A 20,420-nucleotide genomic window follows, 5' to 3' on the forward strand; every position below is an offset into this window, starting at 1 on the left:
TCGGCCGTAGATTCAGCAAGATGGTCTTGTAGGGTCGAGCAACGTATGGGACTGGGTTTCCATCTAGTACATGCGTTACCGATCCCGATCTGCCCCTAGTTGTGACGTCGTGTGTCATCGGGTCAAACCACCGCACCCCCATGTCGACATCTCTATGGCGCGACATATCGGCGACGTGATCTGGGTATGAAACGCTCGCGATCAGACGTGTTAGGACCGACTTGCCGCTTGCATTGGGCCCCATAACTATGTTACGCATGCCAAGATTGAAAGTCTTTCCAACTAGGGCGGCAGCGGGGGCCGAGTTAATGGAGATTGACTCGACTAGGCCGATGTTACTTAGAGCTCCGCCGTTGACCTCTGCAGCTTTGCGAGCCTCGTGAAGCCTCTTCCATGCCCTCAGTTGGGCCGCTGAGAAAATCCGTCCATCGTCCGAATCGATGGATTTCCCATGTGCGGTACAACACCAAATTCCATTTTCGGGCTCACTGCGCTCTTTATCTGATAGGCCGCCAGTGCCGCGAGGTCCATTTGGTGAAGCCGCGAATATGTGTGCAGCGATGCCGGTATGTACGGTTTGCCTCGGACGCATTCCGGGGCCGATAGTCAAGCGCCCACAGTTGAGAACCGAACACTGATACCCTGCCCTCTCTGCAATGACTCGGCGCGTAGCTGCATTGAAGTCGGCTCGGACGCCCATGCCCAACCATTGCCCTCCTGCTTTACACGACGTGTCTCCTCGAATGATAAGCGAGGATTTATGATCATCGGGCGGTGCCCTCATCTAGCCGCGATCCGTGCGCACTCGCCGGCCTCGGAGGGCCTTGGCCGCTGGTTGTGGTCGAGCCTCACCTCGAACTGACCGCCCAATTGGCGGTATGCCGCGCGAGCGCCAGCAGGAACTAGCGTGAAGGCGGTCGGCAGGTCACGTGCGGCCGCCTTCGTGGCCGGCCGTCCGCTGTGGCACGGCTACGTGGTGCTTGCGGAAGAGGCTGTCGAAGAAGGCGGTTACCAGCGGGCGAGCCTCCTGTTCGTCCCGCAACTCGTGAGCACCGAAGCGGTGGACCTCGTAGCCAGCAAGCGTGAGGTCTCGGCTCGCCGCCACCGTTCGCGCGTACTCCCTCGCGTCCGGAAGCATGCGGCGCTGTCCTTTCCCGGCCGCGCGTTCGCTTGCGTAGTGGTGCTGCCCGTCGACCTCCAGGACGATCCGGGCACCGGCTGGCGCGAACATCAGGAAGTCCATGCGGAACTGCACCAGTGCGAGGTTGCCGCGCGTCTTGGCGTTCACCGGGTCCCAGTGCCGCCAGACCTCGGGCAGCAGGACGGGAAGGTCCGGAAGGGCCGTGCGGTAGATATCGTGGTAGAGCCTGAACAGGAGCAGTTGGGGCGGTGAGACAGGAATCCACTCGTTGTCGACCCTCTCGTAGAGCGAGTTGCCGAGCCGCTTGTAGAGCTGGGCCTTTGCCTGTTCGTCGTCGTCGACTTGGCGGGTTTCCTTCCACCACGTCTGCAGGTCATGCCAGCGGAGTCCTGCGGGTCCAATCTTCCGGTCGTAGACGAGGACCTTCCCGTTCGGGTCGACCACCTCGACGTCGCTGTCGATGACATCGATTAGCCGCAGGTCGGGCTTCTCCGGGGATCCGAAGATCAGTTGCTTCGGGCGTCCGCTGCGTGTGCCGGTGGACACCAGATCGAAGGTCGGGTAGCCGTCGACGTTGCCTGTCTCCCGGAGTTCGAGGCCGACGGCGGTGAGCGGCGGATTGATCGCTTCGACCAGCTGGCGCTGGCCGTCCTCGTCCGGCACGGTGTTGCCGGACACGATGCCCTCGAGGAAGAGGCCGAACCTGCGGTCGGAGGCGTTGTCGATGGCGCCGAGCTCGTCGAACAGCTGCTCGACAGTCCAGTCGTCGTTGTTGTAGAAGTGCCGCTCGATCTGGCCGCCGAGGCTGGTGTTTTCGAAGCCGAAGAACAAGTCACCACGGCCGAGGTCGAATAGGTTGGCCAGCAGCGCGTGGAATCGCTGGGAATGGTCTCTGAGGAACTCGCCGGGCAGGATCCGGGCGATGTCCCGGCGTGTCCGCTTCGGGATCGGCGGCGGGTATTCGTCCGCCCACACGAGGTCCTGCACGGCCATGCGGTCGATCATGTGAAGGACAGCGTTCCGTTCGACCAGGCTGATGGCAACCTCACGGAGCCGTTCGTCTGGAACCGCAGCGGCACTACTCTCGCCGCGCTGAGCCTTCGTCTCGCCGCCGGTCGATGGTGGCAGCCCGGCCGCGATCAGGTCCTCGTCCAGTCTCGCGTGGGTGCTCGCGCCGGCGATCGAACAGGCCGCCCTGTCCACAATCCCGCGCAGCGCCTCGGTCGCGCCCTCGTCCGCCATCGAACAATCCTGGCAGCTCGGAGGTAAAGATTGTCTGCGCCCCCAAGGGGCGCCCTCAGCGCCATGGGATCCGAGCATTGACGGCGGCGGCGATGGTGTCGAGTACAGGTAGCTGATCGATCGATGTCTGCTAACTTGCGGCGTCACTACCGCTCCCACGTAGGTGAGTAGGGCCCGTGGGGCCTGGTACACCGTCTGCCAGGTCCGAAAGACGTTGACGTTCGCCACCGTTTCCGCTGAGTAGGGCGTTCGCATCCGGTACCGCCGCCAATCTTCGGGCGGGTGACAGTTGGAGACAGCTGGGGACAGCTGGAGACAGCTACACCGACGTAGGTCCTACCGGCAGGGTCGTTGCTGTGGCGGCTCCGACTGACGCTTCACATTTCCTTGGTTCTGGACGGGCATCGGCCTGCGCTCGCAGTGCGGCTACAGAAAGCGTGCTTGCGGCTACAAGATGTCCGACCCGACGAGGGGCGGTCTCCTGGCTCGACTAATTCAGAGCGTTGGAGTATCCGCGCCTTCCCAAGACCGCCGTCGCTTGACCGTCTCCAGCCATCACACCGAAGGAGCAGCGCATGCTGTCCAACCCCTCCCCGGCCGCCACCGCAGAATCACAGCGGCCCCGTGCCCGTCGCCTCTTAACACCGCTCGCGGTGGCGGTGGCGCTGATCCTTACCGGTTTGGCGCTCGCCACGCCCGCCGCACACGCACAGCCGCCATCGGCGGCACCTCCGGGATGCGCCCGGCACGACCTGGTCGTCACCTTGACCCCCAGTCCCGGCGCGTCGCAGTACCGGCTTGCCGGATGGCTGTGCCGGCCCGCCCGCCCCACCACGACCGTGCAACTGCTGGTGCCAGGTCTCACCTACACCCACCGCTACTGGACCGGCCTGGACCAGCGCACGAACTACACCGCCGCGGCCCTGGCGGGCGGCGACGCCGTCTACCTCATCGACCGCATCGGCACCGGCGCCAGCGATCGGCCACCCGCCGGCCAGGTCACCACCACCAGCGAGGCCACCGTCGCCCACCAGGTGATCGAGGCGTTGCGCGACGGCACCGTCGGCCGTTTCACCCGTGTCGTGGGTGTGGGGCACTCCTTCGGTTCGGTCATCGCGATGGCCGAGGCCGCTACCTATCACGATGTCGACGCGCTCGTGCTCACCGGCCTGCTGCACGACATCCGCCTCGACGAGATGACCCGCTTCATCACCGACTTGTACCCGGCCGCCGCCGACCCGAAGTTCGCCAGCTCCGCACCGCTGGAGGGCTACCTGACCACCCGGCCCGGCAGCCGGCCCGGCTACTTCCTAGATCCGAACACCGCCGACCGCGGCGCCGCCGACTGGGATGAGCAGACCAAGACGACCGCGACGACCGGCGAGCTCACCTTCACTCCCGACGACGAGCTGGCCTACAGCCGCGCCATCACCGTGCCCGTCCTGTTCGTCATGGGCACCAACGACACTCTGTTCTGCGGCGCCGGCCAGCCCTGCACCACACCGGCAGACATCTGCCAGCGCGAACGGAACGCCTTCCCGATCGGCACGCCACTTGCCGCGACGACCGTCCCGCAGACCGGCCACTCGATCAACCTGCACCGCACGGCGCCGCTGGCGTTCGCCGCCACCGCCGCGTGGCTGCACGGCGTGCGCAATGCACCGGCCGCGACATTGGCGTCGCTGTGCCGGTAACCGCCCCTGCAGACATCAGGAATGACGACGTCTACTCATCGCTCATCGAAAGGGCCGCGATCGTGCCTGTGCCTACCTCGGGTGACCGACCTGTCCAGCTCAACAAGCGCCGCATCGACCCCAACGGCTTCTACAGCCTGGCCTACCGGTACTGGCCCGTCGAGAAGTTCGTGAAGGTTCTCATGCGCGGCGATCACCGCCGCCAGAGCAGATCCCACGCTCAGCCCGGCCCGCGAGCGCCACGCAAGCCCGACACCGGAACCACGTCATGAACGGACACCCCTCGGTCGCTGCTGGCGCCGCCGCACCGGCGGCGCCAGCAGCGCCGAGCAGCCCCGGTGATGACGCGGAAGCGGCCCGGCTCGACCGGCTTGCGGTGCTGTGCCGTACCGCCAACTTCGCGCGCCACCACCTCGAGGTCACTGTCCTCTCCGGCGCCAACCTGACCTGGACCAGTTACGACGTGCTGCACCTGACCGTCATGCACCGACCCGTTGACACCGGCGTCGTCGCCGCTCTGGCTCACGTCTCCAAAGGCTCCGTCACCCGCTCCGCCGCGGCCCTCATCAGGCGCGGCCTGCTGCGCCGCAGCATCCCTGCCAAGGACCGCCGGCGATCCCTGCTCGCCCCAACCGCCGCGGGGTGGGCGCTGAACCAGCAACTACGTGGCCAGCTCATCACCGAACTGAACACCCTGCTCGACACCCAGGCCAGCGCTGTCCGGCACGACATTGACGTCCTGCGGCACCTCATCGCGCCCACCACCGATGACCTCCACCTGTCAGGAGCCAACACGTGATCATGTACAACACCCTCATCGGCGTCGCCGCCGGAGCTGCGCTGATCCTCGTCCCGCGTTACTGGGCCTGGCTGCGCAACGAACGCATGCCCATGCCCCTGGTACGCGCCCCTGCGGATCACAACGGCTGGGCCGCCGCGTTCGGCGTCCTCGGCCTCGTGCTGACCGGGCTCGGCGGTGCCATGACCATCACCCACCCGCTTGCCGAAGCCAAGCCCTACATCGACACCATCTTCGGCGAGCCAGCCCTGTTGCTCGGCGTCCTTCTATTGGCCGCCGCGTGGCGGATCAGCCGGACCGCACCAGCCTTCGCCCCCGACCGGCTACCGGACACGATCGGTCCCGTCGGTGTCATCGTCTTCCTCCTCGGGCTCGTCATGACCTGGTGCACGCTGGCCATCCTCCGCTTCGACGTCATCAGCGCCGCGCCCGCCGAAGAGCCCATCACCGGGCTGCTGCACCAGTACCCGGCCATCGAGAACAGCTTCTTCGCCATCCTCTACGGCGCTGCCGCGCTGGGCTGCCTGCTGTTTCCCTTCGCGGCCCGGCCGGACAGCCACCGCAGCTGGCAGATCCTGTACTGGGTCTGGACGGTCGCCGGCATCGGGTTCGCGCTGTTCTCCGCGATGAACTTCTACACCCACACCGGCATGGTCGTGAACCTCACCGACGGCAGTGATTACCGGTGGTAGGGCCCGTGACTGTTGCGCAGCTACCCGGAAGGCGGCGACTGATGGCCACCTCATCAGTCAGCGCGGCTGCCCGCGCCGCCGTGGCCGTGCTCCTGGTGTTTGCCATTGCCGCGTGCCGTGACACAAGCGGCACCGCCCAGCCCACGGCCAGCGCATCGGCGTCGGCAGCGGCGCATTCCGCCGGCCCGGCACCGAGCGCCACCACCGCAGCTCACTACGTCAACCGGCGTGACGTCTGCAGCGCCCTGGACGACACACGCCTCATCCGCGAACTGGGCACCGATGCTGGCGGCCTGGGACAACCCCGATTCAGCGACACCAGCACCTCGTCGATCGCAACCTGCAATCACCAATACGGGGGCGCCGGGATGCGTAGTTTGGTCTCCCTGGAGGTCATGACTAGCAAGGCGGGGTCGGCGCAGGCCTTCTACGAAGGCATGCGAGGCGCCCAGCAGAGGGCGACCCCGGTCACCGATGTGCCAGGGCTCGGACAGCAGGCCGCCGTCTACACCGACCCCACCACCGGCCCACATCTGCTGGCGTACGACGGCAATCTCTACATGAGCATCGCGCTCATTCCGGTGAACAGCGCTGCCACCGAACAGGTGGACACTCAACGCCTGCTCGTTGCTTGTGCGCGGGATGTCCTCGCCACACTGCGCCAGCCATGAGAGCAGCCTCGGCCGTTCCGACGCACCTCGCCGGAGCGGCCGAGGCCGGCAGGTTCGGCCGGCCTTCCGCCGCGCCGAAAAGGTGACGCAGTCCGTCCCGGTTGTTGCGATGATGCCGTGTTGTGGCCATCCTCTCGGCGCTCGCCCGCACGGTCCTTCGTGGCGTGCTGCCCTATCCGGATCTCCCGCGACGCATCCGCGTGCGGCGCAGCGCACACGCCCTCGCGACCGGCAGCCCCTTGCCGCGCGACGAGGAACAGGTCACCGGTGAACACTTCGCCCGGTTGGCCCTCTTACGGCTGCTGTTTCTGCAGCGGGAGACACGTCGAGCGGTCCGGATGCGTCAGCGGGAAGCGGCGGCCTTGCTCGCCCGCACGGGTATCGAGACCTGCATCCTCGGCCTGTGGTGCCTCCTCGTTCCCGGCGCTGCGGCCAAACTTCGGGCGTCGGAGTTCAAGACCGGGGCGGCGATGTTGACCTTCCTGTCGGGCACAGGGCTCATCTCCCAGCAACTCATCCGGCAGTCCGTGAGCGCTCTCGGCGAACCACAGAAGCTGCCGCCCGTAGCGGCCATGGCCGAGCAGATAGACGCGGAAATTGATGCCAAGGCGATCATTTATCTGTATGACGTCGCGTATCGGCCCGCCTCGCAATACTTCACCCACGCGACCAACTCGGCGCTCCGTCGGCATGTCACCGCGGACTACGGCTACAAGAGCCGGCCGGCCAACTCTTGGGTGCGCCGCGCACCGGTGCGGCTGGTCGACGCCTGCGTGGGAGTCTTGGCCGGCGCCATCGCGAACGACCTTGAGGCGCCAGCGGATCTGTTTGTTCAGTACGGCGAAGACCATGCCAAGCGGGTACTGCCCCCTCTGCTGGCCACCATCGGAAAAGGAATGGGTCGCAAGCTCCGGTGGGGCGGCATCATGGCCGTGATCAAGGAAGCGGCCGAGACTCGCGCCTACCTCGCCGGAGCGGCGGCGAGCGCCGCCCCGGAAGAACGGGAAGCTCGGCTCCGTTCGATGTACGACTCGCTGATCGATCGACTCGACATCGGCGACGTGCCGCCGGAGGCCATCAACCCTGTCGTGAACCACTTCATCAACTACACGATGGGTGAGTGGGACTCTGAGCGAGCGAACGAGCTTCCCCCGCCGCCGTCGGCCACCGAACCATAAGAGATCCCTGAGAGGCGAGACTGGCCGCAGGGCGGGTTGAGACCGGCGAACCGTTCGCCGACCATGGCCGAGACGAAGGCCGACGGGCAAATTTCGAACGCATGTTCGATATCGTCGGGCAGGTGGAATGGGAACGTCGATGGTCCTACGAGCTGCGGTGGCAGCCGCACTACCGCGGGCACGGCGTCCGCTCCCGCGAGGTCGCCACCGTCGCTCAGCTCCGCGCAGTAGTCGAATGGGCCCGCCGGAATCCGAACGTCCTGCGGTGCAGCTACAAACCGACGGACCACCTGGTCGGTGATCAGGTCAAGATGTGCCCCGACGGACACTCTCTGGAGGCGCCGAATCCGAACCAGCCGTATCGGATGATCCAGCAAATGCGCATGGTGCGATGCGCGACGTGTCCGGGCCACTACCGGACGGTCTGCCCGACCTGCCGGGCGCCGGTATTCGACCCGCCGCTGTCGGTCGAGTGCCGACCGGCGTAGCAGGAACGGGATGTCTGATGCTGTCGGCTGCGGTAAAGCTAGAGCCGTCAGCCGGGCTAGGTTCGTTCAACTCTCGATGCGTAGCGGGGCTCTCCTGTCGGTTCTCTGCATCGAGGCTCCCAGCATCTGTGTCGTTTGGGGTGGCGTACTCCTGGCAGCATCGGGCTACGCTGGCTGACCGGCGCCCACGTCTTTCAGGTTGTGCGGTCGAGGGTGCGCGTTTCAGGCATGGTCTGCCTCCGGCTCGGAGTGGTCGGGCGGTGCGTCGAGGTCGTGGTCCTCGAGGACACGTTGCCGTGCGGCTTCGGCGTGTTCGGTGAGATGGTCGGGGACGGGCCGGGTATGGGGTTGCGGGCGTGTGGCGTCGACTGCCCGCACACGAGCCGCGGTGGCGCGGACAGTTTCGGCGAGGTCGCTGGCACCGTCGGCGAGGTTCTGCGCGCGACGAGCCACCTCGGCCGCGGCGGCAAGGCCGGCGTATCGGGTGGGTAGCGCCTCGTCATACCAGCCGGCCCACTGCTGGTGCTGACCTTCGAGGTTGTGCACCCTTTCGCGGACGGTCTCGATCCGTTGGCGGGCGGAGCTGAGCCGATCTTGGAGTTCGTCGACGGTGGTGCTGGCGCGCAGCGCGTCGGTGCGGGCGTGCTGGTGGCGGATCGCCGCCCGGGTGTGCAGGGGCCCGGCGTGCCACCATCGCGGTTTCAATGTGTCAGCGTGTCGAGTCGCTGAGGCCGCGGCGGTCTGCGCGGTGGCCAGGTCGACGCGAGCGTCGCGCAGCTGATTTTCGGCGCCGACGAGCTGAGTGTGGGCCGTGCGGAGCTGCCCGGCGACGTAGATGGGGGCGTTCTGGTCGGCGTCGCGTTGCGCGGCGATGAGCGAGCGGAGCTGCCCGTCGGTGGCGGAGTGGATCTGCCCGGCGAGCGCGGCGATACCGAGCACGGTCTGTGCCCGCTGCCATGCGCCCCATCTGCCGACGTCGCGGGTCGAGGGTTCGGGACCAATGGGCTCGTCGCCGGTGATGCTGTAGCGGTCGCGGTAGGCAGCGACGACGGCGGCGCGGCTGGTCCACTGCCGCCGCCCGGCCTGATCGTCGGGCAACGGGCCCAACGCATTGGCCCAGGTGGGTTGTTCGGCAGCGGCCTGCTGGGCGAGTGCGTCGATGCGGGTGTCGCAGATGGCCGCGACTTGGCGCAGGGCATCGCCGATGTCGCCGTCGACGGTGGGTGTGCGCTGGGTGTAGGTGCCGGCTTGGGCGGGGCTGAGCGCGACGGCGGGGTCGGGTTGCAGGTCGTGGTATGCCTGGTCGATGCGCCAGGCGAGCACCGCGGCGGTGTCGCGGGCGCTGGCGAGTTCGCGTTCGGAGGCGACGGCCGCGAGGACCTGCTCAGGGTTGTAGCCGGCGGCGGCCAAGGCGTGCAGGCGGCCGGCGAGGGCGGGCATGGCGGGGTCGGCGGCGAGATTGTCAGCGACTCTTTGTCCGGCCACGCCGCGGACGACAGCCGTGTATTGGTCGATGCTGGCGCGGGCGGTCAGGTCGTCGTAGATCGGGCCCCAGTGCCGCAGGGCGTCGGCGTCGGCCCACAGGGTTTGTTCGGTTTCGGTGGCGGAGCGGTCGGTGTTGTCTTCGCGCAGGATTCCGGCGAGGACGGTGATCCCGGCGGTGGCCGGCGCGGGTGGGTGCGCTTCGGGGGGTTCGTCGGCGGTGACGACGGCGAGTTGGTTGAGGAGCCGGCCGCGGGTGGCCATGACGTAGAGCCGGGCGCGGGTGGTCGCCTGGTCGATGATGGCGCGGGCGACGTCGACGGTGCGTCCTTGAGCAGAATCGACGGTGGCGGCGTAAGCGAGCTGGACGTGTTCGGCGACGTATTCGGCGGGCAGTGCGGTGGTGGCGTGGCTGGCCGGGTTTTCGACGAGCAGGGCGCCGTCGGGGCCGAGTTGCAGGATGCGCCATTGGGTGCGGTTGGCGACGAACGCGTCCCCGGCGAGCAGGGTGCGGTTGTTGCGGCGGGTGACGATCAGGTCGCCGACGCCGGCGTGGGTGCCGTCGGCGAGCGTGACGGTGGGTCCGGGTTGCACGATGCCGGCTCGGATGAGCAGGCGTCTGGCTTGGGTGGCGATGTCGGCGGCTTCGGCCTGGGTCTCGACGAGGATGAGGCTGGTCCGGCCTTGCAGGATGTCGGCGGCCCACCCGTCGAGGACGTGCGCGATGAGTTCGGTTCGGTGGCCGGCGATGATGCGGCCGCGGCGGTCGTATTCGGCGAGCACCGTGGTGTCGCCCTCGCGCAGCCGCAGAGAGGCGGGGCCCTCCCACGGTTCGGTGAACCGGCGGACCTCGCGTAGCTGGGTGGTGGTGCCGAGAGAGGCGAGGTAGCGGAACATGCCGCCCGGCCCGATCGCGGAGATCTGCTCGGGGTCACCGACCAGGATCAGCTTTCCGCCGACGGGTGCGAGGAGCTGGGTGAGGCGGACCAGGTCGAGCGTGGAGGCCTGGGACGCCTCGTCAATGATGACCCACTGCCCGGGCCGGAACGCCCAATCAGCCGGGGTGGTGCCCTCGGGCGGCATCGATTGGGCGTGCAACCACATGGCGATGTTCTCGGTCCGGATCCCGGGATGCTCGCCGTCGCGGGTCGCGTCGGCGAGCACGAACGCGGCGTTCTGCCCCACCGTAAGGCCGAGCACCGGCACGCCGGCCTGGCGTGCGGCCACCCCGACAGCACGCTGCAGATAGGTCTTACCGGTGCCGGCCGGGCCGACGATCCCGGTGACCGGGCGGTCGTCACCAACGGCGAAGTGCAGCGCGGCGCGCTTCTCGTCCGACAGGTCAAGCCGGTCAGCGACCGCGTCGAGCAGCGCCCGGGGTGCGGGCGTGGCGCCGTGGCCGGTGGCGTAGGCGATCAGCTCTTTTTCCGCGGCCAGGACCGGTTCGGTGGATAGTTTCAGGTCGCGGTGGCGGCTGTAGATGCTCTGCCGATCGGAGCTGCGGACCAATGTTTGGCCCCACTCGAGTAACGCGGGTGGGGTCAGTACCCGTAGCCCGCCGGCCCGGACGCGGATGGCTTGGGCGGCGTAGCGCTGCACCTGCCGCCAGTCGGAGCGCCGGTCAGCGTTCGGGCTGACGTGTAGCTGGCGGCCGATGGCCAGTTCGAGGTGATCGATGCTGAACACGGCGCGTTCGGCGCTGAGCTCGTCAACAGCGCGTTCGACGGCCAGGTGCGGCAGGCGGCGGATCGCGGCCGTGACGACCGGGGAGCGTTGCTCCTCGCGGTCCAGCCCGAGCCGGACGGCGGCAGCGTCGAGGTCCTCGACGCGCAGACGCTGGCCGGCGCGGTGGCGTTGTGCGAGACGGATGACCTGTCGTGCTTGCTGGTCGACGGGGTCGAGCGTGCGGCCTGCGGCGATCTGGCGGACGTCGGCGGTCGTGTCGAAGCCTGCCTGGCGGTCTTCGCGCCGCCATCGCGCGACGGCTTCGTTGGTGGATTCGGGGTCGTCCTTGGGTTGGCGGGTGCGCAGGGTGGCGTCTTGCGCGGAGCGGCGCCATCGGCTGGTGGGGATCCATTCTCGGCCGGTGCTGGGGTCGTTGTGGCGGGCGTCGAGTTCGGTTTCCACGGCGGTGCGCCGCTTGGAGTAGTGCTGGATCGTGCGGGGGTCGAACCCGACGATTTCGCGGATTGGGGAGCCGGTGCGGGCGGCGAACCGTACGCCGAGGCGTCGGCCGAGTTGGTGTTCGACGGCGCGTTCGTAGGCGATGCGAGCGCCGATGGTCGCCTGGTAGAACGCTTTGCTGTCGAGCGCCAGCCACGTCTCGCGGCCGTCGCGGATGACGCGGACCTTGGAGCTGACGATGATGTGGGAGTGCAGCTGCGGGTCCTTTTCCCGGGACATGCGGTGGTCGAAGACGGCGGCGGCGAGCCCGTCGGTGTCGACCTGCACGATGCCGTTGGTGCCCAGCCGGGTGAACGCGCCGTGTGCTCGCAGGTGCTCCAGGGCGGCGCGCACGCCGTCGTGGTGCGATGCCATCACCTCGCGCTTGACCCGGTCGTCGCCGAACGCCCACAGCAGGCTGACGCTCTTGACCGGTGAAACGGTGACGTCAAATCCGGCCACGGGGTGTCGTTCCGGGGCGGTCCAGATCCGCAGCCACACCTGGGCGATCTGTTCGTAGGTGGCATCTTCGGGCAGGGCATTCCACGCCTTCTCGACGGCGGCTTGGCGGGCGTCGTCGTCGAGCGCCTCGAATTTGCGCCATAGCCGGCCGAGTTGTTCGCCGGTGTCCGGGTGGCTGCCTTCGCCGATGAGGTTGTGCAATTGCTTCTCGGTCACCTGTCCGTGCACGCCGAACAGGGCTTGGCTTTGGCCGGCCCACCAGCCGGGCGCCTCGCCGTGCGCGCGCGGGTCGGCGTGGTAGGCCACCGCTGCGCTGGGTGCAGCGGGGCGGAAGTCGTGCCGGCCGGTGGCTACCTGCTGGGTCAGGTAGGCGATCCCGGCCCCTGGTGAGATGCGGGTTACCGAGAGCATGCCGCCGAGCGTAAGCCGCCGACAGGCGCCTTTTCGACATTGGAATGCCAGGGGGTGTGCTAGTTCTGAGAAGGGGTTAGGGGGTGGCCTGATATCTGTGCTGATGGGAGATGGTGTGAGCAATGTTGAACGATGTCGTGACCATTTACAACTAACATTCAACGATCGTCAAGTGTGGAGGTCGACGCTTCGGAATAGGTAGCGTCGATGCATGGCTAGCAAGGGAACGAACAAAGCTATTGAGGCGTTGGCGCGGCGGCATGAGGCGGAGCGTGCCGCGTTGAAAGCGGCGACGGACGCGGGGGCGGTGGTTCGCCGCGCGCAGGATAGACGCGCGGCGGAACTGGCGCGGCTGGATGCGGCGGTGGCGGAGGCGGAGCGGGGGGCGGATGTCGCGCTGGCGGTGCTGGCCTCGATGATGGCAATCGAGGTCGCTGCGGTGCTGACGGAGGAGACACCGGCGCGGGTGCGGCTGGGTCAGCAGCGGGCGCCGGTTGATGACGTCAATGCCCGGGTGGGCGAGCTGACCGACGGTGTTCCGGTGGCGCGGCGGCGGGGCCGTCCGCGTGGAAGCGGGCGGCCCACTTCCGAGGCGGAGACACGGGGGACGGTGGGCGGCGTGAGTACGTCCGGCGGGTCGTCGATGCCGGTGGGTCCGGCGGTGTCGGCGGCTACGCCGTCTAGCGAAGAACGATGACGGCGAGGGTGAGTACGAGCAGGATCGCGGCTGTGAGGGCGAGCCATTTCCCTCGGGCGGCGGCGACGGCACCGACCCGGACGATGCGTCGGCCCCACGTGTCGTTGTTGATCAGCGGCATGGGCTCTCCTGCGTGGATGCGTCAGTAAAGGTTAGGCCGTACCGCGCGCAGATCGCTTCGAGATGTTGGGCGGTCGCGGTGTCGCCGTTCTGTTCTGTGCTGGTGAGTGGCTGGATGTCAGCGGCGAGTGCGGCTAACTCGTCGATGGTTAGGGTCGGTATCTCGGCGGCAACTGTGGGCATCGCGGACTCCGTCTTGGCGGTGGTCGTCGTGTTGAGGCGACGCGCAGACCGGGCTAAGCTGGTGGCGGCCTTTCTGCCGGCGTTTACGCGTCGGTTTGCCTGGCTGGTGTTGGCCGGCGGACTTGCCCGTACATCTCTTCGGAGGTGTCCCCGAGAGGGGCCGTCGGCCTCTAAACTTTCCGGCCCGTTCGCTGTACGGCCGTGAGCGGGCGGCGCGGCAGCCCGGGTCGGCGTGCTCGATGCGCGTCGACGCGGAATACGCGTAGCGGCACTGCCTGCGTGCGACGGTGTTTCGTTCCATGCGCTGATGCCCGGGGACCGTTGCGGTCCCCGGGAATCGGTGCGTTTAGAACGGGCAGGGCCAACCGTCGGTGTTGACCGGCGGGGTTGCCGCTGCGTACAGGATCCCGACGATGGCGGGGGTTTCGCAGGTTCCCTCCCGCACTGCGTCGGCGGTCAGGGTGGCGCTCATGTCGTCGGGCACCTTGGCGTACATGCTCGCAAGCTCGATCGCGGCGGCGGGGTCGGTGACTTCACGAAAGTCCGTGCCGATCTCGAACGTGGGAGCGTCAAACTCGTTGTCGTCGTCGGTGAGGTAGACGTGAGTGAAGAACGATCCGAGCGGGCGGTCCCATCCGACGATGACGCAGGAGACGGTGTCCGGGTCGAGCGGGGTGAGGTCGTGACGGCTCACGGTGTGGCCTCTTCTCTGTAATTTTGCCTTCTGGTGTCGCCAGGGTTTGCCCTCCCTGACTAAGCTCCATCTTACACTATTTATCGACCCATATCGATAACAGCGAAGCCGCTTTTGAACTTTCTTTTGCAGAGTATTTCGGCGCGCTAGATAAGCGTTTCTGCAGCTAGCGGCGATGGTTTTGACCTTCGGCATTTTTCGGCCGCAGGCGGCGAACTTGTTCGCCTGGTTGCGCCCGACGGGAGCCAAATTCGCTGCGGGGGTTTCGAGTAAAAGATTATGCGGGGTTTGCATAATGTTTTAGGAGCCCGCAGCGGATTTGGTGGACGGCGGGCGCAACCTACACTTGTGGCGCAGCCAGTGGCCGAAAGGATGCTTTTGAAGCAGCGCGGCCGCAGGCCGCTTCCGGTCTACCGGGCCGTCAAGGCCCGGCCGGGTTGAGCACAGCCGCGGCACCCAGCCCGGGCCCAGCGCCTTGCTGGCGCACCGGCGCCGGCGCCGGGGAGGAGCCGAAGCTCCTCCCCGCCTGCGGTCAGCGGTGACCGTAGTTCACGACCGTGCGGTACTCGCGCGCGTCGGCCGGGCTGGCCGGGTCGAAGACCTCCTTCTCGCCGGCCAGCACGAAGCGGCGGTGGTGACGGGTGACGCGGGCGTCGCGGCGCTGACGGCGGTCGGCGAAGGGCAGGTCCTGGTACATGGCGTCGCCTCCTGGCGGGCAGATCGAGGTGCGACGGCCGGCGGCGAGGAGCCGGGCTGTCGCGCTGACGAGCCGGGGTGGGATCGGCGCGGCCTGCCGGTGGCAAGCCGGACGTCGGTCAAGAGATCTTGGAAGCGCAGCGTCCATAGCGTTGGTAGGCACCGTCCGCTGCGCTTCCAAGATGTTTTGCCGGGCTTGCCGCCGCCGGACGAGTCGGTCATCGCTTCGGGCTGGCAGACGCGGCCCCGGTTCCACACCGGCTGACCGCACCGAGATCCCGTCAGGCGGCAGCCATGATCAGGACCGTCCTTCGCCTGCCGGTAGCGTCGCGCCTGCGTCACCCCGACCCCCGGTGCTCGGCCGGCAGAAGGAGCCGGCTGTCGTGTCCCGGCAGACCGATGAGCGGCGATATGTTGCACGGTCGGCTGATACATGGCAGGGGGTTGGCTCGTCCCCGGTCGGTGCGCCGGTTGTAGCCCTGCGGCCGGCAGCGCGGTGCTGGTCGCGCGCCCTAGGGTTAGCCGATGTGGTCGCGCTCGCCCGCTCGGCGGCGCAGCTCGCGCAGCGGCAACGGATAGCTAATACCGGCGCGCCGCTCCCGGAGTATCGCCACGTCGCCGAGCTGCTGGCGCAACTCTTCTTCTTCGGCCTCGGCGCGGACATATCGCTCGGGCGCCACCTGCAGAAGGTGCAGCCATTGGCGCTGCCCGGCGCGCACGCACACACCGAAGCAGTTGTTGTGCGTGAACCCTTGGTCGTACAGCCGGGGCGTTCGCAGGCCTTCAGCTCTCGCCCAGTCGAGCATGTTCTGCTTGCTCAGGTAGGGCGGGTCACACATCGGGAATCGCACCGTCCACGGCGTCCAACCGCGCACGATGCCGGGGATACGCTGTCGTTCTCCGGCGTCGATGCCGACATACAACAAGGTGCTGGCGGGATCGGCGTTGTCGTTCAGCCACGCTCGCGCGGGCTTCTGCTTCAGGAATAACGAGCACGGCGCGACGCGCGAATTCCCGATGAACCGCTGGTCAGCGAAAACCTGCCACGGGGTGCGGCCGTCAGCGACGATCACCGGGTCCACGCCAAGGTGCGCGCCGGCGTCGGCGACGAAACGCCAGAGGTCAGGGTCCTCGGCTTTGGTGTCGGCGGCGAGCAAAACGAGATTGTCGGTGCCGTGTCTTTCGGCGACGCGCATGGCGGTGGCCCAGCTGCCGATGCCGCCGGAGAACTGGACCACGTGCAGGGTGGCTTTGCGGTTCGGTGCCACGTGCGGGATCGCGGGCGGTTCGCCGCCGCCGGCGGGCGTTGGCGTTTCGGTCATGGCCTGGCCACGTTAGGGGTGCGCAGCCCGAGAGCGCGAGCGAAGACGCCGCGGTCGGGCACGCTCCAGCCGTCGCCGCACCGGATCTGCTCGTGGCCGTGCAGGTCGACCATGACGTACCACCCTTGCTCGCCGCGGGTTTGACGCTTGGGGTCCACCGGTCCGTACTCGTCGAGGTACGCCGCGATGCGCGCGGTCGCCTGCTCGCGTAGACGCGTAATCCACCGGCATGCGGTGCTCGACGGCCAATCCGGGTGTTCGCAGGATTGGTAGGCGAGCGAGGCCGCGGCTGCGGCGACGACCTCGGGGTCAACCGGGCCGGGGTAGGGCTGGAAGCGGTAGGTGTCGACGTGCCGGTCGCGGAAGTCGATCGGGCCGGGTCGGTCGCCATCGCGGTCGTGCGGGTAGCGGTAGGCGACGCTGGCGACGTTCTCCTTCCACAGCATCCGGCCGGTCTTGTCGGCCTCGCCCGAGGGGGTGATCTCCCACTCCTGGGCGGCGGTCAGAAGCAGGTCGAGGTGGTCACGGCTGATGATCCAGGCGCTCATTAGAGGTCCTTTGGCTCGAGGTGCGGCTCGGCGCGGTAACCGCTGAGATTCGTCCTCGCTGGCGCAGCGCACACGAAACTTGGCGGGCGGCGGGTCCGACGAGGGTGTTGGTAAGTCCCCGGGGTGTTGCCCGGCCGGGTGCGAGCCGGCCGGGCAACCGCGATGCCTACGGCCGCAGGGTGGGCGTTGCCAGCTCGGTGGCTTCGGTCGTGACGGTGAAACCGGTCGTGATCCCGTAGCGCAGCGCCCACGCCATGCCGTCTTCGTTCACCGCCTGCCCGGCCAGGTGCTCGTCGGTGACGGTGAAAGTGACCGTGTACTTCAAGACCGCAAGCGGCACCTCGTCCAGCTGGTAGGTCTCGACGAGCTCGCGGTAGAGGGCGAAGTGCTCCTCCCCGTCGTAGCAAAGGTCGACGGCCTTACGAATCGCGTTCTTCAGGCGGACCTTCGTGACGAACGGATCGGTCCCCTCGGTCGGGGTGAACCGCTCGACCACCAGATCGCGGACCGGCTGAAACGACAGGCCGTCGTTCAACGCCTTGGTGGTGACGTACTCGGCCTCCGCGCACCAGTTGTTGTCGTTGGCGTGCTTGCGGATCCTGGCGAGGATGTCGGACAGGTAGACCGACCCCTGCGGGGCGGCCGGCCGCTCGCCGGTGTCCGTGCTCGGACCGGCCGGGGTGGCGGACATCGTCGGGTCGACGGCGTTCTCAGTCATGCTGTATGCCTCCATCAGGGTGCATCTGATGCGGCTCGCCCTGCGGGATCGAGTGATCCCGGCGCCGGGGGTGCCGCGCTGACGGGACCGGTCAGAGCCCGCACAGAGGCCGAGGGGCGCAAGCCCCGTCCGAGTCGGAAGATCTTGGCGTCGAGCAACGCGAGACGGTGTGGGCCAAGATGTTCTGCCGGGGCTTGCACCCCTAGCCTGGGTGGGCTGACCTCGGGTCCCTCAGCGAGCGGCTCCAGGCGCTGCTGGGTCGGCTCGCTGAGGGCGTGTGCAGCGCACGGACGTGGGCGGGATCGCCGGCTGGGTGACGTGAGGAGCAGGCGGGTCACGCGTTTGGACGGTGCTGTCGATCGACGCTGAGGTGGTACGGCCGGCTGCCGCAGTTGTTGTGGGGTCAGACAGGGCGGTCTTCGCGTTGCCCCCCGGTGCACCTGGCGTGCGGCGGCAGAGTGCGGACGAGACGGTACAGCGATGGGCCATCGGGGTAGCGCCGGTAGAAGTCCTGCTGCGCCGCGTGGGCCTCAGCCTCACGGTAGGGACAGGTCGCGAGCCGGTGCACGGAGTCGACGACGTGGTTGAGGAAGTACGCCGGCCAGGTGAACATCCGCATCGCGGCGATGCGGCCGGTATCGGCGTGCACCAGGAACGTGAACGTCCGGCTGTGGGTGCCGCGCTCGATCTGCTGGCCACCGAAGGGCTCGCTGAGCCGCTGTGGATTGAACGGGGCGTCGTTCCACGGCGAGTCGCCGTACTTGAACAGCAGGAACCCGTTGACGCCTTGCTCAGTCCAGGCGAAACGCGCGATGCCGGACTCGACGGCGGATACCTCGGGCCGGCTGGGGTTCCTCAGGAAGATGGCCAGCCGGGTGTCACCGTCGGCGTCCAGCCACAGGTGCGGGCCTTGCGGCCAGCGGGTGCGGCCGGGGTCGAACAGATCACCGACGCGGTAGAGACGGCCCTGACCCGCGTCGCCCTGGCCGGGGAGGTGGTTTGCGCAGGCGGCCTTGTGGTGATGCGAGCCGCGGCTGGGATCGGTGACGAGGTACCACAGCTGGCCGGGGCCGAGATGATGGTTGCCGATATCGCAGTACCGCACGGTAGGTGAAGCGGGGTAGGGGCCGGTCACGGACATGGCGTCCTCCTTCTAAAACGGTGGCGGCAGGGCGTGCGCGGCAGGAACTGCCGACGATCAGGTGCAGAGCCGCGCGTCGGTTCGCGCGCCCGTGCAGCCACGGCTGACCCGCCACGGCGGGGGTCGTGGCGGGCGGTGGCGTGCTCCGCGGGCCCGGTGGAGTGCTGCCGCAGGCACCCCACCGGACCCGCGGGAAATCAGTGCAGCGAGAGCAGGGCGAGCAGCGGCGTCTTCTCGAGCACGGCCAGCGCGGCGACGTGCGCGGCCAGCAGACCGGAGATGTGCACCACCGGGTGACTCAAGCGGCGGGCCGCGGTACGCAGCGGCCGGTCGGCGGTGGCGGGGGTCTGCTCGGTGGTGGTGACGTCGGTGTTGTCGTTCATGGCGCTGCCTTCCGGAGTGCGGATGGGGCGGCGTCGCCGGTTCGCACCGGGGCTGCCGCGCTGACAGGACCTGGGGGGACCGGCGCGGCAGCGGCTGGCAAGCCAGATGTTGGGCAAAAGATCTTGGAAGCGCAGCATGGGAGGCGTGCCGGGAAAATCAGTGCTGCGCTTCCAAGATGTTTTGACGGCTTGCCTGACCGCTGATCGGGTCGGTCATCACTGAGGACTGGCGAACGCGGTGGCCCGGGGTTGCCACCGCGTTCGCCGGCCATTAAGCCCGAAATCAGCGTGCCGTCGGCACACCGGTGGCCCGCTGAGCAGTGCTTCGGCGCTGTGCCGGGATCGTCGTTCGCGGCTGTCGCCTGGCCTGAGATCGAACCGATGGCCGGGTGGCTGCGACCGCCGGGGTGCCGAAGTGGCGTGGTGGCTGTCGAGTGGCCCTCAGATGAGCTCGCCACGGTGACGTCGGCATCGGTGGGCGATGGCACCACGTCGGGCCGGCCGGGCAGCTCCTGGTATCGATCGGCATGTGCGGCTGTGTCGCGAGGATCCATCAGGCGCGGACGATGGGCGCCGGGTCGTCGATGGGATGTCCTGGCCATCGGGCGGCGTCGGGCCACGTCGCTGATTCGAGGTCACTGTCGGGCTCGTCGTCGAACCAGGAACAAGACGGGTAGATGTGGCCGGTGCCAGGCTCGGCGGAGCAGTCACTGCACGGACGCGGCACATCGGGAGTGCCGCATTCGGGGCTGTGCTCGAAATACCAGCCGCGGCAACAGGTCTCCATCCGTACCCGGATCGGCGTTGCTTGAGCGGCCGAGCTCGGGACTGACGGACGGCGCAACCAGCGACCCAGGCGGCAACCTTTCCAGCAGAGGCTGTATCGGCGTAGGAAATGACGCACGGTCCCTTGCACGTGGGTGAAGTCTCCTTAACGACGGCAAGGCCGGTCCGCGTGCGCGGACCGGCCTGGCAAAGGTTGGTTCAGCGGTGATGCGCGAGCTGCGGGTCGGTGACGACGTCGGGCCAGGCGTCAGAGGCGATCTTCTCGCCGTGCGGGCTGACGACCAGGTCGCCGCTGCGCTGCGGGCGCGGTGCGCTGGGGGTGGGCGTGCTGCTGGGCAGGGCCACGATGTCGGCCGGGGTGATGTTGATGATCGGCTCGTCGCTCTGGTCCAGGTACGGGAAGAACTTCTTCACCGTGACGAGAACCTCGGTGCCGGGTCGCAGCGAGCGCGCGATCAGCATCTGCTGTTCGTCCCAGCAGGTCACCTCAAACTCCATCGGCGCGGTGGATACCCACCGGCCGTCCTTGCGGTAGCCGGTGCGGTGCACGATGCGGAACTTGACGAAGGCCCGCCCGCCGCTGGTGGTGTGGCCCTGCTCGCAGCGGCCACGAACGGTGCCCTGGATGAGGCTGGTGAAGATCTGCTTCGACGGTTCCTGGCTCATGACGACAACTCCCCGGAGATGGTCGGACTGGTCGGCAAGGTGC

Annotated in this window: 19 protein-coding genes; 7 read left to right on the forward strand and 12 right to left on the reverse strand. The window is 67.9% G+C overall.

The window, feature by feature from the left end; translation table 11 throughout:
- Positions 1-925 precede the first annotated feature (925 nt).
- The gene (locus AB0K03_RS33305; RefSeq protein WP_364693314.1) at positions 926-2,383 is read right to left on the reverse strand and encodes a hypothetical protein; all 1,458 of its coding nucleotides are present in this window, start codon (positions 2,381-2,383) and stop codon (positions 926-928) included.
- 575 nt (positions 2,384-2,958) lie between these two features.
- Here AB0K03_RS33305 and AB0K03_RS33310 point away from each other — a divergent pair.
- The 6 genes from AB0K03_RS33310 (at position 2,959) to AB0K03_RS33335 (ending at position 7,905) form a co-directional block, all read left to right on the forward strand.
- Positions 2,959-4,077 carry an alpha/beta hydrolase gene (locus AB0K03_RS33310; RefSeq protein ID WP_364693317.1) on the forward strand — a complete coding sequence of 373 codons (1,119 nt, stop codon included), beginning with the start codon at positions 2,959-2,961 and terminating at the stop codon, positions 4,075-4,077.
- A gap of 268 nt (positions 4,078-4,345) precedes the next feature.
- The gene (locus AB0K03_RS33315) at positions 4,346-4,876 is read left to right on the forward strand and encodes a MarR family transcriptional regulator (RefSeq protein WP_364693320.1); all 531 of its coding nucleotides are present in this window, start codon (positions 4,346-4,348) and stop codon (positions 4,874-4,876) included.
- A 2-nt stretch (positions 4,877-4,878) separates the two neighbouring features.
- Positions 4,879-5,568 (forward strand): DUF981 family protein, encoded by a 690-nt coding sequence (locus AB0K03_RS33320; RefSeq protein WP_364693450.1) that lies wholly within the window; start codon positions 4,879-4,881, stop codon positions 5,566-5,568.
- Between the two features lie 41 nt (positions 5,569-5,609).
- On the forward strand, positions 5,610-6,239 hold the full coding sequence (locus AB0K03_RS33325) for a hypothetical protein (protein WP_364693323.1): 630 nt from the start codon (positions 5,610-5,612) through the stop codon (positions 6,237-6,239).
- A 122-nt stretch (positions 6,240-6,361) separates the two neighbouring features.
- Positions 6,362-7,417, forward strand: a complete 1,056-nt coding sequence (locus AB0K03_RS33330) for a hypothetical protein (protein ID WP_364693326.1) — start codon at positions 6,362-6,364, stop codon at positions 7,415-7,417.
- A gap of 101 nt (positions 7,418-7,518) precedes the next feature.
- Positions 7,519-7,905, forward strand: a complete 387-nt coding sequence (locus AB0K03_RS33335; protein WP_364693329.1) for a hypothetical protein — start codon at positions 7,519-7,521, stop codon at positions 7,903-7,905.
- A gap of 222 nt (positions 7,906-8,127) precedes the next feature.
- On the opposite strand, the gene mobF is transcribed toward AB0K03_RS33335, so the two are convergent.
- The gene (gene mobF / locus AB0K03_RS33340; RefSeq protein WP_364693332.1) at positions 8,128-12,423 is read right to left on the reverse strand and encodes a MobF family relaxase; all 4,296 of its coding nucleotides are present in this window, start codon (positions 12,421-12,423) and stop codon (positions 8,128-8,130) included.
- Between the two features lie 211 nt (positions 12,424-12,634).
- Here mobF and AB0K03_RS33345 point away from each other — a divergent pair, with 211 nt between their 5' ends.
- Complete coding sequence (locus AB0K03_RS33345; RefSeq protein WP_364693335.1) at positions 12,635-13,120, forward strand: hypothetical protein; 486 nt, start codon at positions 12,635-12,637, stop codon at positions 13,118-13,120.
- Here the strand turns inward: AB0K03_RS33345 and AB0K03_RS33350 are convergent.
- The 10 genes from AB0K03_RS33350 to AB0K03_RS33395 form a co-directional block, all read right to left on the reverse strand.
- On the reverse strand, positions 13,104-13,241 hold the full coding sequence (locus AB0K03_RS33350; RefSeq protein ID WP_364693338.1) for a hypothetical protein: 138 nt from the start codon (positions 13,239-13,241) through the stop codon (positions 13,104-13,106). The genes AB0K03_RS33345 and AB0K03_RS33350 overlap by 17 nt on opposite strands.
- On the reverse strand, positions 13,232-13,423 hold the full coding sequence (locus tag AB0K03_RS33355) for a hypothetical protein (protein ID WP_364693341.1): 192 nt from the start codon (positions 13,421-13,423) through the stop codon (positions 13,232-13,234). Before AB0K03_RS33355 ends, AB0K03_RS33350 begins: the two co-directional genes overlap by 10 nt.
- A 346-nt stretch (positions 13,424-13,769) precedes the next feature.
- On the reverse strand, positions 13,770-14,117 hold the full coding sequence (locus tag AB0K03_RS33360) for a hypothetical protein (protein ID WP_364693344.1): 348 nt from the start codon (positions 14,115-14,117) through the stop codon (positions 13,770-13,772).
- A 532-nt stretch (positions 14,118-14,649) separates the two neighbouring features.
- A complete protein-coding gene (locus AB0K03_RS33365) occupies positions 14,650-14,814 on the reverse strand; it encodes a hypothetical protein (RefSeq protein ID WP_364693346.1) in 165 nt (54 codons plus the stop codon).
- Positions 14,815-15,331: 517 nt separating this feature from the next.
- Positions 15,332-16,135, reverse strand: a complete 804-nt coding sequence (locus AB0K03_RS33370; protein WP_364693349.1) for a hypothetical protein — start codon at positions 16,133-16,135, stop codon at positions 15,332-15,334.
- Entirely contained in the window at positions 16,132-16,683 is a 552-nt protein-coding gene (locus AB0K03_RS33375) for a hypothetical protein (RefSeq protein WP_364693352.1), read from the reverse strand. The genes AB0K03_RS33370 and AB0K03_RS33375 overlap by 4 nt, the downstream gene beginning before the upstream one ends.
- A gap of 166 nt (positions 16,684-16,849) precedes the next feature.
- Complete coding sequence (locus AB0K03_RS33380; protein ID WP_364693355.1) at positions 16,850-17,401, reverse strand: hypothetical protein; 552 nt, start codon at positions 17,399-17,401, stop codon at positions 16,850-16,852.
- A gap of 403 nt (positions 17,402-17,804) precedes the next feature.
- A complete protein-coding gene (locus AB0K03_RS33385) occupies positions 17,805-18,542 on the reverse strand; it encodes a hypothetical protein (RefSeq protein ID WP_364693358.1) in 738 nt (245 codons plus the stop codon).
- A 197-nt stretch (positions 18,543-18,739) separates the two neighbouring features.
- Entirely contained in the window at positions 18,740-18,925 is a 186-nt protein-coding gene (locus AB0K03_RS33390; RefSeq protein ID WP_364693361.1) for a hypothetical protein, read from the reverse strand.
- Between the two features lie 984 nt (positions 18,926-19,909).
- Positions 19,910-20,377, reverse strand: a complete 468-nt coding sequence (locus AB0K03_RS33395; protein WP_364693364.1) for a hypothetical protein — start codon at positions 20,375-20,377, stop codon at positions 19,910-19,912.
- Positions 20,378-20,420 lie beyond the last annotated feature (43 nt).

Source organism: Actinoplanes sp. NPDC049316, from assembly GCF_040677315.1.
Classification (GTDB): domain Bacteria; phylum Actinomycetota; class Actinomycetes; order Mycobacteriales; family Micromonosporaceae; genus Actinoplanes.